This window comes from Mucilaginibacter lappiensis (assembly GCF_050433765.1).
Classification (GTDB): domain Bacteria; phylum Bacteroidota; class Bacteroidia; order Sphingobacteriales; family Sphingobacteriaceae; genus Mucilaginibacter; species Mucilaginibacter lappiensis_A.
This window is the reverse complement of sequence record NZ_JBNPWP010000004.1, coordinates 201,497-220,903: the sequence shown is the minus strand read 5'-3', so window position 1 is coordinate 220,903 and position 19,407 is coordinate 201,497. Positions and strand designations below refer to the sequence as shown.

General features: G+C 41.7%; 13 protein-coding genes. 4 read left to right on the top strand and 9 right to left on the bottom strand.

The window, feature by feature from the left end; genetic code table 11:
- Positions 1-2 precede the first annotated feature (2 nt).
- Positions 3-1,328, bottom strand: coding sequence for a sugar porter family MFS transporter (locus M2273_RS14140; protein ID WP_429397865.1), 1,326 nt, complete (start codon positions 1,326-1,328; stop codon positions 3-5).
- Between the two features lie 349 nt (positions 1,329-1,677).
- Between M2273_RS14140 and M2273_RS14135 the strand changes: the two genes are divergently transcribed.
- The gene (locus M2273_RS14135; RefSeq protein WP_429397863.1) at positions 1,678-4,464 is read left to right on the top strand and encodes a substrate-binding domain-containing protein; all 2,787 of its coding nucleotides are present in this window, start codon (positions 1,678-1,680) and stop codon (positions 4,462-4,464) included.
- Positions 4,465-4,493: 29 nt separating this feature from the next.
- Here M2273_RS14135 and M2273_RS14130 read toward each other — a convergent pair whose 3' ends face one another.
- On the bottom strand, positions 4,494-5,825 hold the full coding sequence (locus M2273_RS14130) for a ligand-binding sensor domain-containing protein (protein ID WP_429397861.1): 1,332 nt from the start codon (positions 5,823-5,825) through the stop codon (positions 4,494-4,496).
- Positions 5,826-6,255: 430 nt separating this feature from the next.
- On the opposite strand from M2273_RS14130, the gene M2273_RS14125 reads away from it, so the two are divergent.
- The 3 genes from M2273_RS14125 to M2273_RS14115 all read left to right on the top strand — a co-directional run bounded on the left by M2273_RS14125 (position 6,256) and on the right by M2273_RS14115 (position 9,593).
- Positions 6,256-7,311: a PAS domain-containing protein gene (locus tag M2273_RS14125; RefSeq protein ID WP_429397859.1), complete on the top strand. Its 1,056-nt coding sequence runs from the start codon at positions 6,256-6,258 to the stop codon at positions 7,309-7,311.
- Positions 7,312-7,474: 163 nt separating this feature from the next.
- On the top strand, positions 7,475-8,698 hold the full coding sequence (locus M2273_RS14120; RefSeq protein ID WP_429397857.1) for a BNR repeat-containing protein: 1,224 nt from the start codon (positions 7,475-7,477) through the stop codon (positions 8,696-8,698).
- A 49-nt stretch (positions 8,699-8,747) separates the two neighbouring features.
- Positions 8,748-9,593 carry a glycoside hydrolase family 16 protein gene (locus M2273_RS14115; RefSeq protein WP_429397855.1) on the top strand — a complete coding sequence of 282 codons (846 nt, stop codon included), beginning with the start codon at positions 8,748-8,750 and terminating at the stop codon, positions 9,591-9,593.
- A gap of 37 nt (positions 9,594-9,630) precedes the next feature.
- Here M2273_RS14115 and M2273_RS14110 read toward each other — a convergent pair whose 3' ends face one another.
- The 7 genes from M2273_RS14110 to M2273_RS14080 all read right to left on the bottom strand — a co-directional run bounded on the left by M2273_RS14110 (position 9,631) and on the right by M2273_RS14080 (position 19,357).
- Positions 9,631-11,181: a DHA2 family efflux MFS transporter permease subunit gene (locus tag M2273_RS14110; protein WP_429397853.1), complete on the bottom strand. Its 1,551-nt coding sequence runs from the start codon at positions 11,179-11,181 to the stop codon at positions 9,631-9,633.
- 124 nt (positions 11,182-11,305) lie between these two features.
- Complete coding sequence (locus tag M2273_RS14105) at positions 11,306-11,908, bottom strand: TetR/AcrR family transcriptional regulator (protein WP_429397851.1); 603 nt, start codon at positions 11,906-11,908, stop codon at positions 11,306-11,308.
- 172 nt (positions 11,909-12,080) lie between these two features.
- Complete coding sequence (locus tag M2273_RS14100; RefSeq protein WP_429397849.1) at positions 12,081-12,965, bottom strand: SDR family oxidoreductase; 885 nt, start codon at positions 12,963-12,965, stop codon at positions 12,081-12,083.
- Positions 12,966-12,975: 10 nt separating this feature from the next.
- Complete coding sequence (locus M2273_RS14095) at positions 12,976-13,752, bottom strand: enoyl-CoA hydratase/isomerase family protein (protein ID WP_429397847.1); 777 nt, start codon at positions 13,750-13,752, stop codon at positions 12,976-12,978.
- A gap of 107 nt (positions 13,753-13,859) precedes the next feature.
- The gene (locus M2273_RS14090) at positions 13,860-15,674 is read right to left on the bottom strand and encodes an AMP-dependent synthetase/ligase (protein WP_429397845.1); all 1,815 of its coding nucleotides are present in this window, start codon (positions 15,672-15,674) and stop codon (positions 13,860-13,862) included.
- Positions 15,675-15,700: 26 nt separating this feature from the next.
- A complete protein-coding gene (locus M2273_RS14085) occupies positions 15,701-16,876 on the bottom strand; it encodes an acetyl-CoA C-acyltransferase (protein ID WP_429397843.1) in 1,176 nt (391 codons plus the stop codon).
- Positions 16,877-16,975: 99 nt separating this feature from the next.
- Positions 16,976-19,357, bottom strand: a complete 2,382-nt coding sequence (locus tag M2273_RS14080) for a 3-hydroxyacyl-CoA dehydrogenase/enoyl-CoA hydratase family protein (RefSeq protein WP_429397841.1) — start codon at positions 19,355-19,357, stop codon at positions 16,976-16,978.
- Positions 19,358-19,407: the final 50 nt, after the last annotated feature.

The following is a 19,407-nucleotide window of genomic DNA, read 5'->3' as shown; positions in this document are numbered from 1 at the left end:
TATTAATGCATTACCATATTAGTTTCAATCTGCTCTAATGACCTTCCTTTAGTTTCGGGCATGAACTTCCAGACAAAAATCAGCTGGCATATCATCATGGTGCCGAAAAATGAAAAGGTTACTGTGCCGCCCAGCTTTTCAGCGAAGTATGGAAAGGAAAAAGCGATCAGCGCTGCCATGATCCAGTGGGTAGAGCTGCCCAGTGTTTGGCCTTTTGCACGCACCTGATTAGGAAATATCTCCGAAATAAATACCCATATAACTGCTCCCTGCGAAAAAGCGAAAAACGCGATGAACAACATCATATAAGCAGGAATAGCAAAACCACTGAGATGCCCGGAGTAAAATGTGTAAGCAACCAGGAAAAGAGAAACAATTAATCCGATTGAACCGATGATCATTAGTACTCGGCGGCCAACCTTGTCTATAATATTAATAGCCAGCAGGGTGAATATAAAATTGATTGCCCCAAGACCAACTGTTGATAGTAGTGATGAATGCGCCCCAAGACCTGCCATTTCAAATATGCGCGGGGCGTAATAAATAATAGCGTTGATGCCCGATACCTGATTAAAAAAGGCAAACAAAACGGCTAAAACCACGGGTGTTTTGTACTGCCCCGAAAACAGGTTCTCGCTTTTACCGCTCTCATTCAAGTTAGAATTACGAATAGCGGTCAGCTCACTTTCACAGTCCAGCGGATTGATTATCCGTAGTATTTCAAGGGCTTTGGCTGTTGCACCTTTTTTGAGAATGAGCCAACGCGGGCTTTCAGGTATAAAATAAATGAGCACCAGAAAAAGCAGTGATGGAAAAGCCTGTACGCCCAGCATCCAGCGCCATGAAGCATCGCCCCCCTGGCTAATGAGGTAATTGGAAAGGTAGGAAACCAATATGCCCAGTACCACATTAAACTGAAACAGTCCAACCAGTTGGCCACGGCGATCAGCGGGTGATACTTCTGATATATAAATAGGTGCGGTTACTGATGATATACCTACACCCAAACCGCCCAGTAGCCTGAACACTAAAAATACATACCAGTTATCGGCAAGCGCGGTACCAATTGATGATAATAAATAAGCCGCGGCTACAAAGTATAAGGTGTTTTTTCGCCCAAAGATATCTGAAGGCCGGGCACCTAATAATGAACCTATTACAGTGCCTATTAAAGCGATAGAAATTGTAAGACCATGCTCTACTACTGATAAATGCCAGAATTGCTGGATAGATTTTTCGGCGCCTGATATTACAGCGGTATCAAACCCGAAAAGAAAGCCACCAAGGGCCACGACCATGGACCAGGCCAGGACGGAATGTTTTCTCATAATATTTATTAAGGTGTTATTGGATTTATGCTTGCAAAGTAGGCCAATTGAGGAGGTGCCTGTTACCGATTCCGTATCAAAAAAGTATAAAAATAAATCATTGTATACCTATCTGATTTACAGATAAATAAAATTAAAAATCAAAGAGTGTAAATTGAAATCTTCGTTTATGTTACCTGTTTCTTTCAATCCTGTAACATTGTTGAGGTTGTTGCGGGGTTTTGGCAAAGCCCTGAATTTGTTTTGTAAAAGCATTTATTGATACCTTTACTTTGTTTAATCCTAAAAGGAAAAATAAACCAACAATTAATCCTGTTAATCACCTTTTTCTTCCAAATAATTTGAGCCGATGGCCTTTCGCAACAAATGGCATACTAAAAACCGACTGATCAGTACCCTGATGGTCATTATAGCTATGCTTATTACCGAGAGTTGTAAAAAGGCCGATAAAACATCGCAGTATACAATAGGGTTTTCGCAATGTATTGGTTCTGATCTCTGGCGCCGTACCATGCTTGATGAAATGAGGATGGAACTTTCATTACACCCCGACGCCCGCTTCATTTATGCTGATGCCGATGGTAACAGCAGCAAACAGGTTGAACAGGTAAAGAAAATGCTTGACGAGGGTGTCGATCTCCTGATCATTTCTCCAAATGAGGCACAACCGCTTACCGGTATAGTGGAGCAGACTTACAATAAAGGCATTCCTGTAATTGTGATCGACCGTAAAACCTCATCAGCCTTATATACAGCTTATGTTGGTGCGGATAATTACCAGATTGGTAAAATGGCTGGTGAATATGCAGGTACCCTTTTAAAAGGCAAGGGGAACATTGTAGAAGTAATGGGGCTTCCCGGCTCTTCGCCGGCTATTGAAAGGGACCGCGGCTTTTCTGACGGGTTAAAGAAATATACCGACATACATATAACCGCCAGGGTGTATGGCGATTGGCTGAAGGATAGTGCTGAAAAGCAATTGATAAGGATTGAGCCTGTTATAAAAAATGCGAATGCATTATTTGCCCATAACGACGTAATGGCGCTCGGGTCGAGAAAGGTTCTTGATAAATTTAAAATAAGGCACGGTGTTAAAGTACTGGGTGTTGATGCACTGCCTGGTAATGGGGGAGGCCTGCAAATGGTTGCTTCAAAAACCATTGATGCCAGCATGATATATCCTACAGGCGGTAAAGAGGCTATTATGACGGCCTTCAGGATCTTAAACAAAGAATCTTTTGCAAGAGAAAATTTATTACAGTCGGTCGTGATTGATTCTACCAATGTACAGTTAATGAAGCTGCAATGGAACAAGATCAATAGCCAGCAGAAAGATATTGAACGGCAGCAGGCTTTACTTGAAGAACAAATAAATATTTATAACAGCCAGCAGGTTATTTTAAACATCATTGTAATATCGCTGGTACTGGCTTTAGTATCAGGAGGGCTTGCCTTTTACTCGCTGATGGAAAACCGCAAGATCAATAAAAGGCTGGAGGTTAAAAACAATGAAATATTAGCACAACGCAACCAGTTGATCGAGATGTCGGCCAGGGCCGAAGTGGCAACCGAAGCTAAATTAAAGTTCTTCACTAATATTTCGCATGAGTTCCGCACACCACTTACGCTCATCCTTTCGCCTGTTGAGGATATGATGAGCAACGAGAAGTTCAATATAGTTGCCGGTAAAAGTTTAAAACTGATCCATAAAAATGTATATCGCTTATTGCGCCTGGTTAACCAACTGATAGATTATCGTAAAATAGAATATGATAAACAGCAGATTAATGTATCACCCAATAACATTATTGAATTTACCAGGGATATCATAAATAGCTTTCAGGACAATGCGCAAAAACGCAATATTAGCTTGAGCCAGGTAAGCGATGAACAAAATATAACGGTTTGGTACGATGTTAATCTGTTGGATAAGGTGTTTTTTAATATCATAGCAAATGCACTCAAATTTACCAACGATAATGGCCGTATACAGATAATCTTCAAAAAGAACGATAATAATACCATTGATATAGCCATACAGGACAATGGAATTGGTATGGAGCCTGAAGAAACAGCGCATGTATTTGAACAGTTTTACCAGGCCGAAAATGGCTCATCAAAAGGATCAGGCTTGGGGCTTGCCTTGTCAAAAGAAATAGTGACCCTGCACCATGGGAGTATCCAGGTGATCAGTAAAAAATGGCAGGGAACTACCTTCATTATTAATATGCTGTTAGGTGATGAACACTTTGATCATCCTGCCCAACAAAGTATCAATAAAAAACAAACCGATATTGAAGAGCGTGCAAAAATTTATGTGACCGACCTGGAAGTGCCTGCAATAAAAAAACAGGAAGAGGAAACATTTGGCGCTCCAAAAGAACAGTCAATACTGATCATAGAAGACAATAAAGATCTGCTGAATTACCTGAGCGAAAAATTAGGCGAGACTTATGAAATATTTACTGCCGATAATGGAGCAAGCGGGCTAAATGAAACTTTTGAACGTGTCCCGGATCTGATCATATCTGATGTTGTATTACCTGGTATGTCTGGGAAAAATATTACCGTTAATCTAAAAACCGATATCAGAACCTCACACATTCCCATCATATTATTAACCGCACAGGGCAGTGTTGAACAGCAAATAGATGGCATAACCTGCATGGCTGATGCCTATATTATTAAACCTTTTAACTTTGATTATTTACTGGCTACGGTTAAAAACCTGATCAAAAACAGGGTAATACTGAAAGAACACTTTACAAGCGATGTGAGTAACTCCAATATGCCGGTATCAAAAAACCTGGATAAAAAGTTCCTGAATGATTTTGCAGGTATCGTAGAGCAAAACTTAGCCAACGAAAACTTTAGTGTAGATGAAATATGCAAAATAATAGGTGTTTCCAGGATCCAGCTTTACCGCAAGGTTAAAGCATTGCTTGGCTGTAGTATCTCTGATTATATTTTAAATCGTCGGTTAAAAAAAGCAAAATATTTACTGATGAATGAAGGGTACCCGATATCTGAGATCACTTATATGGTTGGTTTTTCTACCCCTAATTATTTCTCCACTGTTTTTAAGGCAAAATATGGCTGTACCCCAAGCGAATATAAACGCAAGCAGCATTTGTAACTGGTATAACTTATTTATAATGAAATTTTTTATTTCTTCCTGATCCTTAGCAGGCCGTTAGCGGTAGTTGCATAAATAACACCTTTTGAGTCCTGAACTAATTGATAAATTGTATAGCCGGGTGCGGCAGAATTGTTATTGTGATAGTTTTCCCAACCATCTTTCAAATTAAACCTTACCAGGCCCGACTGATCTGTACCTATCCACAAAACATGTTCAAACTTGTCATACAATATATTATTGACACGGTTTGAGGGCATTCCTGAATTTTTATCGTTATAATGAATCCAGTTGCCGTTAGTTTTCAGCACCGCTACACCCTCTTTATCATTATCACCCTCAACTTTATTGATGCCAATCAACGAGAAGTAAAGGTTACCCTTTTCATCTTCTACAGCGCCTGAAATGCACACGTTTTTCAATGGTGTATCAGATGTATTAAATGTAGTTACAAAGAAGTCTCTATCAATCATGATACTGCCTTTCGAAGTACCTATCCATAAACGATTCCGGCTATCAACATAAGCATACAAAACATTATTTGAGGGTAGCAGTGGTATCGTTTTTTTATTCAAGAGCACAACCTTATCATTTCTTACAACCACCAGGCCATCTTTAGTAGTAAAAATAAGTTTACCGTTACTACTATTTAAAATGTGGGTGATGCCTGATTTTATGAACTTTTTGAAATCGTACACTTGCCACCCGGCATCGGTACACTTGTATATCGTATTGTTAATGTAAACCCATTTGTTATTGTCTTTGTCCACAGTTATGTCCCGCACGGCTGTTTCGGCGGTAAATGGCGAGTTAAATTCATTAACCGGATTAAAAGTTTTTCCATCAAACCGGGTCAGCCCCCGGGCAGTAGCATACCACAAAAGATCAGTTTTATCTATGGCAAAAGATTGGGCAATATTATCAGGAAGAGGTGAATTATATTTGGTCCACACTGTAAATTCATAGTTTTTTAATGATGGATTATTATAAACAGCTTTTTCGTTATAAATAACAGGATCGCCGGGCGGCTTTAATTGAGCCAGGTCCATTCTCTGCATCTGGGCCGATATATTGCCATTAACAATACGGAAAATTACGTTCACAGATGCAGCCACTGGCTTGCCGTTTTCTATAGCTGGTTTCCATATATTACCATTCAGGTACCTGATCAACTCAGCTGTTAATGGGCTGTTGGTGACATCAGTATGGCTAAGCACGCAGCTAAAACCAGAGGGTTCTACCAAAACCTGAAAGGTTATTGATAAATTGACATCTTTTAACAGATATTTACGATTGATTCTGTCGGTTATATAATCCAGCGTAAACTGAGCACATGTTGCTTTTGGATCTCCGCAGTCCATACAATAGTTTGAAGCATTGCATAGTTCTATTTTTTCGGAAAAAAGATTTTGCGCGGAGAGTACCGCGGGGAAAAAGAAAATAAACAGACCGATAAGCAATAGCTTACAAATTTTGCTGGGATATAACAATGTTAACATTACAGTTTATAAAGTAAAGAAAGCAAACTCAAAACGGCAAGCGAATGATAGTTAAAATTGGTTAAAGTCTTACGCAACGGGATCAAGCTTGCTTTTGTAACTAATTTGTTATTGTTCGTTTTCTGTATCGGCAAGATATTAACGATTTATGCTAACTAAATCATGTAGCAATTGCTAATCAGAGTTATTAAAAATTGAACTTATAAACAGGACAGATTTTTAATTATCTTTACTTGGTAATCTATACCAGACCGAACTATAATAATGTTTTAACCAACTTCATTGTATAGTCATGAAAATCAAAAAAAAGCTTCTATTAGGATTCGGCCTTTTGTTTGTAGCTGTGCTGATTTTTGGTGTTGTATCTGTTTACTACATCAAAGTGATATCTGGAACTTCAAATGTTACCTTAAAAAACAACTACGAAACATTACTATTTACTCAGGAAATGCGTTCGGTTTTAGATGAAAATGATCTGCCATTAACATCCCGGGAGTCTGAAACATTTGAGACAGCCCTTAAGAAGCAGGAAAATAATATCACAGAACCAGGTGAAAAAGCAACAACAGAAGATCTGCGCAAAGCCTTCACATTGCTCATCAATCCCTCATCAGATTTAAATCAAAAACAACAAGCAAAACGAAATGCGCACCTGCAATTGAAAAAGATCGAAAGTTTAAACATGCAGGCAATCGTACTTAAAAATAATTATACCCATTCAACGGTGAGTAAGGCCGCCTTTTACCTTGGGAGTATAGTGTTTATCACCTTTTTAATCCTTTTTATTTTAATTGTTAATTTCCCCGGATTTATACTGAATCCGCTTCTCGAATTGACAAATGGTCTTGATCAGGTTAGTCGAAAAAATTATAATACCCGGCTTAATTTTAGTACAAGCGAAGAGTTTACCCGATTGGGCGAAGCATATAATACAATGGCTGCCAGGCTCAGTGAACAGGAAGATACCGGCCTTTCCAAAACAATTTCGGCAGAATTGCAGATAAAAACGCTGATAGAAGAGACCCCTTATGCCGTGTTGGGGGTCAATGAAAAACAGGAAATTTTATTTATTAATCAGGAAGCGAAAAAAATCCTGAACCTGAGCGAAAAGTCGGTTATTGGGCAATCTGTTTTGGAGTTGAGCAAAAGTAACCAATTGATGAAAATGATGCTTGAAAATAATGATCCTGCAAGCCCTTTACAAGTTAACCAGGATGGTAAAGTATCATATTTTCAACAAAAGAGCATTGAAATTGTGGTGCCAAATTTTAAACCAGACCACGAAACACTGCAGATTGCAGGATATTCGGCCGGAAGGATCCGAATCTTAAAAAAAGTAACAGGGTAGGCAAAACTGCTTTGTTAATTCTTACTATTTTACACCTGTGTAATACATTTTGTTGATCGGGTTTATGACTATATGTAAATGGTGTTTGTTTCTCTTTGTAGTTTTCTATATTAAGTTACCGGGCTATGCACAGCTTATACCCATTAAAACTACAACAATTGGCATGGGCTGGGCAAATAACTCGGTCAACACGGTTATCTTTCGTAAAAACTCGCTGGTAACTTATAAAGGCACGCAATACGCGGCTTATTATGATAATGATCAGTTTGTGGTATTGGCCAAACGGCAAACCGGCTTTAATCATTGGCAAACCATGCGCACAGCCTACAAAGGCGACGCAACCGACGCGCATAAGGCCATTTGTATCATTGCAGACGGAGCCGGTTATCTTCATGTAACCTGGGGGCATCATAACCAACCTTTAAACTACGCAATGAGTATATCACCCGGCAGTCTCAGCCTATCCGCAAAAAAAACTATGACCGGTGATAAGGAAGACAAAGTATCGTATCCGGAATTTTATAAACTGCCCGGTGGCGACCTGTTATTCCTTTACCGGGATGGTGCTTCGGGCAACGGCAATCTGATGCTGAACCGCTATATCGTTGCAACTAAAAAATGGAGCAGGGTACAGGATGGTTTAATTGATGGCGAGGGAAGTCGAAATGCTTACTGGCAAATGGTCATTGATAAATGCGGCACTATTCACCTGTCATGGGTATGGCGCGAAAGCCCCGATGTAGCCAGTAATCATGATATGTGCTACGCCCGCTCAAAGGATGGGGGACTTACCTGGGAAAGGTCGACCGGCGAAAAATATGTTTTACCGATAACAGCCGCCTCTGCCGAGTATGCTTGTAAAATACCTCAAAAAAGTGAACTGATTAACCAAACATCCATGTTTGCTGATGATGAAGGTAATCCTTTTATCGCCACTTACTGGCGCGAAGAAGGGCAAACCGTACCACAGTATCATTTAGTTTATAACAACGCTGGTAAATGGCAGGTAAGTAACCTTGGTTTTCGCAAAACGGCCTTTAGCCTTAGCGGTGGGGGAACTAAAAGTATCCCCATATCGCGCCCGCAGATCATTGCATGGAGTTTGGGTAAACATATGGCGGCAGCCTTGATCTTCCGCGACGCGGAGCGTGGCGACAAAGTTTCTGTAGCGATAATCCGTGATCTGAATAGTAATAAATGGCAGGTCAATGACCTGTCTGCAGCAAGTGTTGGGGCCTGGGAACCAACTTACGACACCGGGTTATGGGGAGATAAAAAAGTGCTTGATCTGTTTGTGCAAAAGGTAGTACAGGTTGATGGCGAAGGCCAGGCAAATATTCCACCCCAGCCGATACAGGTATTGGAGTGGAAACCCACCGCCAGGTAACTATTATAAACAAAAAAGTGCCGGGGCATTAAAACGATAAATATTAACGATGAATAAATATGTCATACTTTTTCTGGCATTATTAGTTGGAATACCGCTTACCGCTAAATGTCAGCAAAGCCCAAGGGATACTACCGAAGGTTATAAACTGGTTTGGGCAGATGAATTTAATAACGAAGGACAGCCCGATGCTAACAACTGGGGATTTGAACACGGTTTTGTACGTAATAATGAATTGCAATGGTACCAGCCTCAAAATGCCGGTTGTCACAACGGCACGCTGGTTATTGAGGCTCGGCAAGAAAAAGATTTAGCCAATCCCGGCTATCTTCCGCAAAGTAATAACTGGAAAACCAGCAGACCTGAAATTAAATACACATCAGCCAGCCTTAATACCTCAGGCTTGCATAGCTGGCAGTATGGGCGGTTTGTGATGCGGGCGCGTATTGATACGGATGAAGGGCTATGGCCGGCTTTTTGGACCCTTGGGGTGTCGGGCGAGTGGCCCTCAAATGGCGAGATTGATATTATGGAATATTACCGGAATAAACTGCTGGCCAATATAGCCTGCGGAACGGCAACCCGCCATAAGGCTAAATGGTATAGCCAAACCAAAGCGCTGGAAACTTTTAACCCCGACTGGTCCAAACAGTTTCATATATGGCAAATGGATTGGGACAAAAATGCCATTAGCTTGTATGTTGATGGGCAGTTGATGAACCGGGTAGAGCTGCATGATCTAATTAACCAGGATGGGAGCAAGGTTAACCCCTTTGAACAACCGCATTACATATTGCTTAACCTGGCTATAGGCGGCGACAATGGCGGAGATCCGGCTTTAACCCCCTTCCCAAAACATTTTGAAATTGATTATGTAAGGGTATATCAAAAATAGGGGTGATAACCTGTACATCAGAATATCTAACCCATTTTTAATGATCCGACGAAGGGATCACAAGAGGCCTTTTTTTATCTCTTTTAGCAACAAAAAGCAGTAAAGGTAGTACTATGGCAAAAAACAGGCCGATCAGAAAATAGCCATCAAGGTAACTGGAGAATGAAGACTGCTTTATGACAACTTTTTCTATCAGCTCCATTGCTTTTTGCTGAGCATCAAACAGGCTAAAGCCCTTTTGCTGAAATGCTCCTGTATATGTGTTGATCCTGCTAACCGAGATCGGATTATCAGCAGTAATATGGGTAATGAGATCAACACGGTGCGAGGCTATCCGGCGTGCTACATAGGTATTGATAATGGAAATGCCGAAAGAACCACCTAATTGCCGCATCATATTGTTTAACGCGGTACCTTGTGGCATATCCTTAGCTTCCAGCGATGACACGGCCAATGTACCTAAGGGAACAGTGAGCAACGCCATACCTATTGCCCTGAATATCAAATTTAAGGTAATGTCAATAGCCGGGGTTTCCAGGTTGATTCTTGACATAGACCAGTTAAAATAAATAAAACATAAAAAACCAAAGAAGACTATCAAAGCGGCCGAAACTCCCTTTTGCAGTAATTTTCCGGTAACTATCAATGCCAATACGGCCACAATAGAGCCGGGCAAAAGCAACAGTCCTGATTGGGTGGGGGTAAAGCCCAGTAAACGTTGCGCAACCACTGGGGTAAGGTAAATGGAAGTGTACATACCTATCCCGGTAATAAAGGTGAGCACAGCGGCTATGCTCAATGATCTGAATCGTAATATACGCAGGTTCACCACCGGGTTTTCGGTATATAGCTCCCATATAATAAATGCAGTGAGCGAAATAACGGCAACCACGGTTAGGAAAATAATATAACCAGCTGCAAACCAATCATCTGTTTGCCCTCTTTCCAGCACCACCTGGAGCGAGCCGATTCCGATGATCAGTAACATGATGCCGGTCCAGTCAACTTTAGCTATTTTTTGTTTGATCAACGGTTCATACAAAAGGAACAAACATGAAATCACTGCAGCTACCCCGATAGGAATATTAATATAAAAAATCCAGGGCCATGAATAATTTTCTGTGATATAACCTCCCAGTGTTGGCCCAATAGTAGGACCGATGAAAACCCCTATACCAAATAAGGCACTGGCTGTGGCCTGCTTTTCTTTTGGAAATAATTCAAAAACAACGGTAGCTGAAACCGAGAGCAGGGCGCCACCACCCAAGCCCTGCAGAAACCTGAATGCCACCAGTTCCCAAATTCCCGTAGCGTTACCACACAAAAAAGAACAAACAGTAAAAAGTATGATAGAACCAATATAATAATTCCTTCGCCCAAGATTATTAACTAAAAAACTGGTCATAGGAATAATGATCACGTTGGCTATAGCATAGGAGGTTATCACCCAGGAAATATCTTCTAACGTGGCACCAAGGTTACCGCTCATATAGTTAAGGGCCACATTTACAATAGATGTATCTATTAGCTCCATAATTGCTGCCGCAATTACGGTGATCAAAAGTATTTGTCGTTTTAAAGGAGTCATTTTTATACTGATTGGTATATTTTTAATTGTAATATTTAATTGAAATTGGGTATGATGTATATGATATTTAATCGTATGGATATTTTTATAATATACCAATCGGTATTTTATAGATTAAATTTTTTTACTTTTTCATTTGGCTGATCAACATTTCTACGGTTTGCAAAACGTTATCCATATTGGCAGGATTACCGGTAACCCGGGATATCATTACACCACCTTCAATTAAGGCGATAACAGACAATGCCGTTTGGCGCGGATCTACTTCTGCTTTAAATTCGCCTGCATCAATTCCTTGTTCAATGAGCTGTACTATATTCTTTTTCCATTGAAGTATGGCCTTTGCTGCCCTGTCTTTTAATAAATTATTGGTATCGTCTGCTTCTGTAGCTGTGTTTAATATGGGGCAACCTCCCCGGTTAATCCTGCCTCCTGATACTTTCCGGTAAACTTTGGCGTAAACCATTAATTTATCGTGGTAGCTTTGAGCTAAGTCAGTTTGTTCTTTTGTTGATTTTGAAAGCCTGGAACAATTAAAATCAAAAACGGCCAATGCAACTTCTTCTTTATTTTTAAAGTTACTGTAAATAGAGCCTTTAGACAGACCAGTGGCGCTTGTGATATCAGACAGCGCTGTGCCGGCGTAGCCTTTCTTATTGAAGACCTCGGCGGTGCTTTCAATAATAAAGTTCCTGGTACGTTCTGATTTTGATGATGCCTTAATCATGACAGCAAATATACCGATTGGTATTAAATTGCAAAAGCAAATCTTTAATATTACTTTTCTATGTCAAGTATGGGTTTTTAAAGATCGCTTTAACAGGCATGTCAACTCACGCGTAAAGTGAGTTAGTTGAATTTTACGTTAAATTGAGGTAGTAGAAGATAAGAATAACAAACTATGCTTTGCGTGTTGCCTGTTCAATGCTGTCCCACATGGCATCAGGTACCATTTCAAGCCCGCTGAACTGACCGGCACCTTGCAGCCACTCGCCGCCGTCGATAGTGATCACTTCGCCGTTAATGTAGCCCGAAAAATCAGATACCAGGAATGCGGCCAGATTAGCCAATTCTTGATGTTCGCCAACCCGTTTAAGCGGAACCCGATTTTTAAAGTCGAATTTTTGTGCCATATCGCCGGGCAGTAAACGTTCCCATGCGCCTTTGGTTGGGAACGGGCCTGGCGCTATAGCGTTGGTACGGATGCCGTGTCTTCCCCATTCTACGGCCAGCGACCGGGTCATGGCCAGCACTCCGCCCTTTGCGCAGGCCGATGGCACAACATAGGCCGAGCCTGTAAAGGCATAGGTGGTAATGATATTGAGGATGGTGCCGGGTATTTTTTCGGCTATCCAGTACTTACCCAGGGCCAGTGAACAATTGGCCGAGCCTTTTAACACAATATCAATAACAGCCGAAAACGCGTTTGCCGACAACCGTTCTGTTGGCGAAATAAAATTGCCCGCGGCATTGTTCAATAGGCCATCAACACGACCAAAAGTAGCGATGGATTGCTGCAGCATCTTTTCAACATGGTCATAATTGCGTACATCGCAGGCTATGGCTAAAACCTTTCCGCCAGTTTCTGTTTCCATTTCGGCAGCGGTTTTTTCTAATACATCCAGTTTGCGGCTGGTAATCACCAGGTTGGCTCCTAATTTTAAAAAGTAGGTTCCCATTGCCTTGCCCAGGCCGGTGCCGCCACCGGTTACAATAATGGTCTTTCCTTTCAGGGCATTATCCCTTAACATACCTGTAGTCGTTGCTGTACTGTTGTCGCTCATTATCAATGAATTATTGGGCTGCTGTTGATTTTGATTTTAAATTCTGGATAAGCATTTGCAGGCCTTTCCTGGTTTCGGGCGCCCACCACTGCTGCAGCATATTGTTTAAAGTTGCAGATTGGTCGGTATTTAGTTTGTCCATCAGTTCCTTACGCAGGTTTAGCTTGCTTTGGCTCCAGGTAATTGGGTTTAGCTGCATATAAGTTCTGATCTTTCTTTCGGCTGTTGTTATCAGGCTTTCGGCCGGGCTTATCTCATCAATCAAACCAGCATCAAACGCCTCATTAACTTTTAGGAGCTTGCCTTCCATCAAAAACTGGTAAGCTTTATGCTGACCAAGCCAAAAAGCGTACAAGTTAAAAACGCTATCGGGTACGATAATACCTACCGGAATCTCATTTAAACCAATGATGAATGCGCCATCGGCCATCACGCGATAATCACAACAAATGGCCATTACACATCCCCCGGCAGGACTATGGCCGCTAATAGCAGCCACCATTGGCTTTTTAAAAGCCGCCAGCAGGCGTTGCAGTAACAAAAAGTCTGTCCATAAAGCACGGCTTTGTTCCTCATCATATTCGTAAGCCTCAATCAGGTCAATGCCCGATGAAAAGAAACCGGGCTTACCTGTTAAAATCAGGCCGCCTACATTATTATCCCTTTCCAGTGATTGAATACAGGTTATCAGCTCTTTAACCATTTGGTGGTTAATAGCATTGGAACGCCCTCTGTCAAGCATTACAATAGCCAGCCGGTCGTTTATGGTTAATTGGAATGTGGTCATGTTGATTAGAATCAAGAGTTAAGAATCAAGAACCAGGGATGTCAGAGCCAGGAATTAAGCGTGTTTTTTTGCCTTGATTCCTGGCTCTTATCTCTTGCCCCAAAATATCAGTGTACCAGGGACGGATTTTCATGTTCTTCGCCTGTATACATTTTATCAATTTCGGCTTTATATTTTTCTGTGATCACTTTCCGTTTCATTTTGCCGGTAGGGGTAAGCTCTCCACTCTCTATCGACCATTCATCAGGCATTAAGGTTACTTTCTTAACCTGTTCCACATGATTAAATTCGGGATTAAAAGCGTTTATTATAGATTGATATAATGCTACAACCCTGCTATCCTTTATAATCTCATTATTGGATGAAAACGCAATATCGTTTTGCTTGCACCAGGGTTTTAAATTGGTATAGGAGGGTACGATGAGTGCTGCTGTAAATTTTCTTTCGGCCCCAACTACCATCATCTGCTCAATAAAATGATTCTCTTTCATTTTATTTTCAATAGGGAGGGGAGCCACATATTTACCACCCGATGTTTTAAAGATCTCTTTTTTACGATCTGTTATTTTAAGGAACCCATCTTTATCCAGTTCCCCAATATCGCCGGTGCAAAACCAGCCGTCCCTAATAACTTCGGCCGTCATTTCTGGGTTTTTGTAGTATCCCACCATAACATTAGGGCCTTTACAAAGTATCTCGCCATCATCAGCAATCCTAACCTGTACTCCACTCAGTAACGGGCCTACAGTGCCAAATTTTCTACCACTTTTTTGGTAATGATTAACTGCAATTACCGGCGAAGTTTCAGTAAGCCCATAACCTTCCAAAACAACCATGCCGGCGGCTGTAAATATTTTTTCAAGCTTTATAGGGCAGGCAGAACTTCCTATAACTATGGCTTTTACATTGCCGCCAATGGCATTACGCCATTTGCTGTAAACCAGCTTATCGGCAATGGCCAATTTAGTTTTATACCATAGGTTGTTATTATTGATCTCAAACTGTTCAGCAACTGTGATCGACCATAAAAAGATCTTTCTTTTAATACCGGTTAACTTTTGCCCTTGTACCATAATTTTCTCGAACACTTTTTCCAGCAGTCGTGGTACCGCGGTAAAAATGTAAGGTTTAGCCTCTTTCATATTGGCGCCAATGGTATCCATGCTTTCGGCATAATGGATGGAAAATCCAAAGAAGAGATAAATGTACGTGCACATTTTTTCGAAAATGTGGTTCAGCGGTAAAAAGCTCAGTGCTATTTTCTGTTCTATGGGGATCTGTGAAAGCACCTCGCCGGAGGCCATAACATTGGTTAAAATATTTTTATGGGTAAGCATTACACCTTTGGGCCGGCCCGTAGTACCTGATGTATAAATAATGGTGGTTACATCATTTTCTGTTATGGTATCGCTTATTTTAGATAACTTTTCACGATAACCCTCCTGTAATGGTTTAAAGAGTTCGGCCCAGTTAGGGCAATCTTCCATCTGATCAAAAGTATAAACAGCCTTTAGCGACGGGATGTTTAAGCGGACTTCGTTTACCTTACCACACAGCTCTTTTGTGCTAACAAACAAGTATTTTACCTCTGCTTCGTTCAGGATCTGTTCCAGCTCCTTGGGGTTACTGTTGGGATATAAGGGCACCAATATAGCGCCTATGAGTTGTACGGCAAGGTCGGTTATCAGCCATTCGGGTCGCCCATTGCTAATGAGCCCTATTTTATCCCGGCCTTCTGTTGTACTATCGCCCTGCGAAACACCCATATCCAAAAGCGACATGGCTAACTGGTAAATCAGGGTATGAACTTCCTGTGTGCTGTATGCTTTCCAGTCACCGTTTACTTTGGCGTTCAATAAACTCACCCTGGGTTCTTTTGCCTGGATCTCCATGCAATCAAACAATCTGGCCGCTTTTTTCATATACCTAACAGTTAAAAAGTAAATCGTTATAATAATTCAAAAATGCCCGCGGCACCCTGTCCGGTACCTACGCACATAGTAACCATGCCATATTTTTTATCTCTGCGTTTTAGTTCATTAAATAGCTGTACAGATAATTTTGCTCCCGTACAGCCCAACGGGTGACCAAGCGCTATAGCTCCACCATTTACATTAATGCGGTCAAGGTCAAGATCCAGACCTTTAATAACGGCTAATGATTGTGATGCAAAAGCCTCGTTCAATTCAATCAGGTCAATATCCTGTTGCTTCATACCAGCCATTTTTAGCACTTTAGGGATAGCTATCAGCGGCCCAATACCCATAATACGCGGCGGTACACCTGCTACAGCGTAGTTAACCAGCCTTGCAATAGGTTTTAAATTATTCGCTTTTAAAAACCGCTCACTTACCACCATTACAAAAGCCGCGCCGTCACTTGTTTGCGATGAATTGCCTGCAGTAACTACGCCTTTGGCATCAAATACCGGTTTAAGTTTGGCAAGTGCATCAAGCGAAGTATCTGCACGCGGACCTTCGTCCGTATCCACTTTAAATTCCCTTTGTTTTCTTTTGCCACTTTCATCAATATAGGTTTCCGTAATACTTAAGGGTACTATTTCATCTTTAAACTTGCCCTCTTTTATGGCGTTTATTGCCCTTTGATGCGAATTATAAGAAAACTGGTCCTGCTCTTCACGATCAATTTTATATTCTTTTGCCACAGCCTCGGCTGTTAAGCCCATGCCCCAATAATAATCGGGATGAGCAAGAGCAACATCAGCATTGGGTACAATGCGCCAGCCGCCCATGGGGAGCAGGCTCATGCTTTCTACACCGCCTGCAATAATGCAGTCGGCAATGCCGCTATGTATTTTGGCCGATGCTATGGCTATGGTTTCCAGGCCCGATGCGCAATACCTGTTTACGGTCATGCCGGGTACTTTATCGGTATCCAAAGCCATCAGCGAAATTAGGCGAGCTACGTTTAAACCCTGCTCTGCTTCCGGCGTTGCATTACCCACAATTACATCCTCAATCTGTTCCTTATCCACATTGGGCACCGATGCCATCAAATGTTTAATTACATCTGCAGCAAGTGTATCAGGCCGGGTAAACCTGAAGCCGCCCCTGGTTGCTTTTCCAATTGCGCTGCGACTGCCGGCTACTATATATGCGTTCATATCTTTTTTATTTAATCGTATTTAGTATCGAGTACTTAGTATCAAGTATCAAGACTTTTGAATGCTTTATATAAATCATGATACTTGATACTTAAAAATCTAATTCCTTAACACCTTGCCACCTGTTATAATGGATTGGATGCGCTCCAGTGTTTTGCGCTCTGCACAGAGGGAAACAAAAGCCTCCCGCTCCAAACCCAGTAAATATTCTTCGCTTACCAATGATGGTTGTGACAGATCGCCGCCAGCCAATACATAGGCCAGTTTTTGCGAGATCTTCACATCATGCTCACTGATGTAATTGCCGCTGTACATGGTATTGGCGCCCACATAACCCAGGCCTAATGCCTGTTTGCCCAGTACCCTGATATCCGTGCGTTGAACGGGCTGTACATAGCCGTCATTAGCAAGCTGCAGGCAATGTTGTTTAGCTTCGGCCAGTAAGCGGTTTTGTGATACTACTACTACATCACGGCCTTTTTTCAAATAGCCAAATTCAAAGGCTTCATAAGCAGAAGTGGAAACTTTTGCCTGGCCTATAGTTAAAAAGCGGTCGCGGAAATTGTTCAGTTCAATGTCGCCATCCTGTAATTCGTCTGACAGGCGGAGGGCAAACTCTTTAGAACCGCCACCACCAGGGATCAGGCCGACACCAAATTCAACCAATCCCATATATAACTCCGCATGGGCTACTACCTTATCAGCATGGAGGCACAGCTCACAGCCGCCACCTAAAGCCATCTGGTGCGGGGCCGCTACCACCGGGATGGAAGAATACCGGATGCGCATCATGGTGTTTTGAAAAGCTTTTATAACCACATTAAGCTCATCAAACTCTTGCTCAACAGCCATCATAAATATCATGCCTACGTTGGCACCGGCACTAAAATTGGTTCCTTCGTTGGAGATCACCAATCCTTTATAACTATTTTCGGCAAGGGTGATGGCTTTGTTAATACCCTCAATCACATCGCCGCCAATAGTGTTCATTTTGGTGTGGAACTCCAGGTTAAGGATACCATCGCCAATATCGGTAATGGTAGTGCCGCTGTTTTTCCATACCGTATTCGCTTCGCGGATATTGCTCAGCAGAATAAAGCTTTCTGTACCCGGAATTACCTTGTAAGTTTTTGATGTGATATCATAATACTGACGATTGCCATCGGCTATTTTATAAAAACTCTCTGCACCTGAGGCAAGCATATCATATACCCATTGGGCTGGTTTATTGCCTGCAGCTTCCATCGCTTTCACGGTATCGGCTACGCCCAAGGCATCCCACTTTTCAAAGGGACCCATTTCCCAGCCAAAGCCGGCATTAACGGCAGCATCTATTTTATAAAGTTCATCAGCAATTTCGGGAATGCGATTACTGGCATAGGCAAAAAGCTGGTAAAAGGTAGCTCTGTAAAAATCGCCGGCTTTATCTTTTGCCGCAAACAGGATTTTTAATCTATCTTTTAAACTGTCGACTGTTTTAGTGGTATCCAATGAAGGAAACTTTACCTTTTGGGATGGTTTGTATTCCAGCGTTTTCAAATCAAGCGCGAAGAATTGGTTTACGCCGTCAACCTTTTCTTTTTTATAAAATCCCTGCCCGGTTTTGCTGCCCAGCCAGTTGTTTTTAAGCATACCGTTTACAAATTCGGGAATTGCAAATAATTCCTTCGCTTCATCATCCGGGGCGTTTTTACTGAGGCCATTGGCCACGTGCACCATGGTATCCAAACCAACTACATCATTGGTACGGAAAGTTGCCGATTTTGGGTGACCAATTACCGGGCCGGTCAATTTATCAACCTCTTCAACCGTCATCCCCATTTTATTAACATAATGCAATACGCTCATGATGCTGAAAACACCTATGCGGTTGCCTATAAAGGCAGGGGTATCTTTAGCAAGTACGGTGGTTTTACCCAAAAACTTCTCGCCGTATTCCATCAGAAAACTTACTATCGGAGATAAAGTATCTTTTGTAGGGATGATTTCTAATAGCTTTAAGTATCTCGGCGGGTTGAAGAAGTGGCTGCCGCAAAAGTGCTGCTTAAAATCTTCACTGCGCCCCTCGGCCATTAAATGGATCGGGATGCCTGATGTATTTGAGGTGATGAGTGTGCCTGGTTTCCTGTGTTTTTCAACCGTTTCAAATACTTGTTGTTTGATATCCAAACGTTCCACCACCACTTCTATCACCCAATCGCATTCTGCAATTTTGGGCATATCATCTTCAAAGTTCCCAGTTGTTATGCGCCTGGCGAATGATTTGAGATAGATGGGAGAGGGGTTTGATTTTAAGGCGAAATCGAGCGCGTCATTAACTATTTTATTCCGGGCCTTTTTATCCCCGGCAGGTGTGTCTTTTGGTACAATATCAAGCAGCAATACCTGCACACCGATGTTTGCGAAATGGCAGGCAATACGACTACCCATTACACCAGAGCCCAGAATAGCTACTTTTTTTATAATTCGTTTAGCATCCATATATAAGTTAGTTAGTGGTGAGTAATGAGTTGAAATCAGCTGTTTTTGAA

Coding starts and splice junctions, on each gene's coding strand:
- M2273_RS14120 (WP_429397857.1), top strand. CDS start 7,475: ATGGGCTGGGCAAATAACTCGGTCAACACGGTTATCTTTCGTAAAAAC.
- M2273_RS14115 (WP_429397855.1), top strand. CDS start 8,748: ATGAATAAATATGTCATACTTTTTCTGGCATTATTAGTTGGAATACCG.
- M2273_RS14085 (WP_429397843.1), bottom strand. CDS start 16,876: ATGAACGCATATATAGTAGCCGGCAGTCGCAGCGCAATTGGAAAAGCA.
- M2273_RS14090 (WP_429397845.1), bottom strand. CDS start 15,674: ATGAAAAAAGCGGCCAGATTGTTTGATTGCATGGAGATCCAGGCAAAA.
- M2273_RS14125 (WP_429397859.1), top strand. CDS start 6,256: ATGAAAATCAAAAAAAAGCTTCTATTAGGATTCGGCCTTTTGTTTGTA.
- M2273_RS14100 (WP_429397849.1), bottom strand. CDS start 12,965: ATGAGCGACAACAGTACAGCAACGACTACAGGTATGTTAAGGGATAAT.
- M2273_RS14140 (WP_429397865.1), bottom strand. CDS start 1,328: ATGAGAAAACATTCCGTCCTGGCCTGGTCCATGGTCGTGGCCCTTGGT.
- M2273_RS14080 (WP_429397841.1), bottom strand. CDS start 19,357: ATGGATGCTAAACGAATTATAAAAAAAGTAGCTATTCTGGGCTCTGGT.
- M2273_RS14130 (WP_429397861.1), bottom strand. CDS start 5,825: ATGGACTGCGGAGATCCAAAAGCAACATGTGCTCAGTTTACGCTGGAT.
- M2273_RS14095 (WP_429397847.1), bottom strand. CDS start 13,752: ATGACCACATTCCAATTAACCATAAACGACCGGCTGGCTATTGTAATG.
- M2273_RS14105 (WP_429397851.1), bottom strand. CDS start 11,908: ATGATTAAGGCATCATCAAAATCAGAACGTACCAGGAACTTTATTATT.
- M2273_RS14110 (WP_429397853.1), bottom strand. CDS start 11,181: ATGACTCCTTTAAAACGACAAATACTTTTGATCACCGTAATTGCGGCA.
- M2273_RS14135 (WP_429397863.1), top strand. CDS start 1,678: ATGGCCTTTCGCAACAAATGGCATACTAAAAACCGACTGATCAGTACC.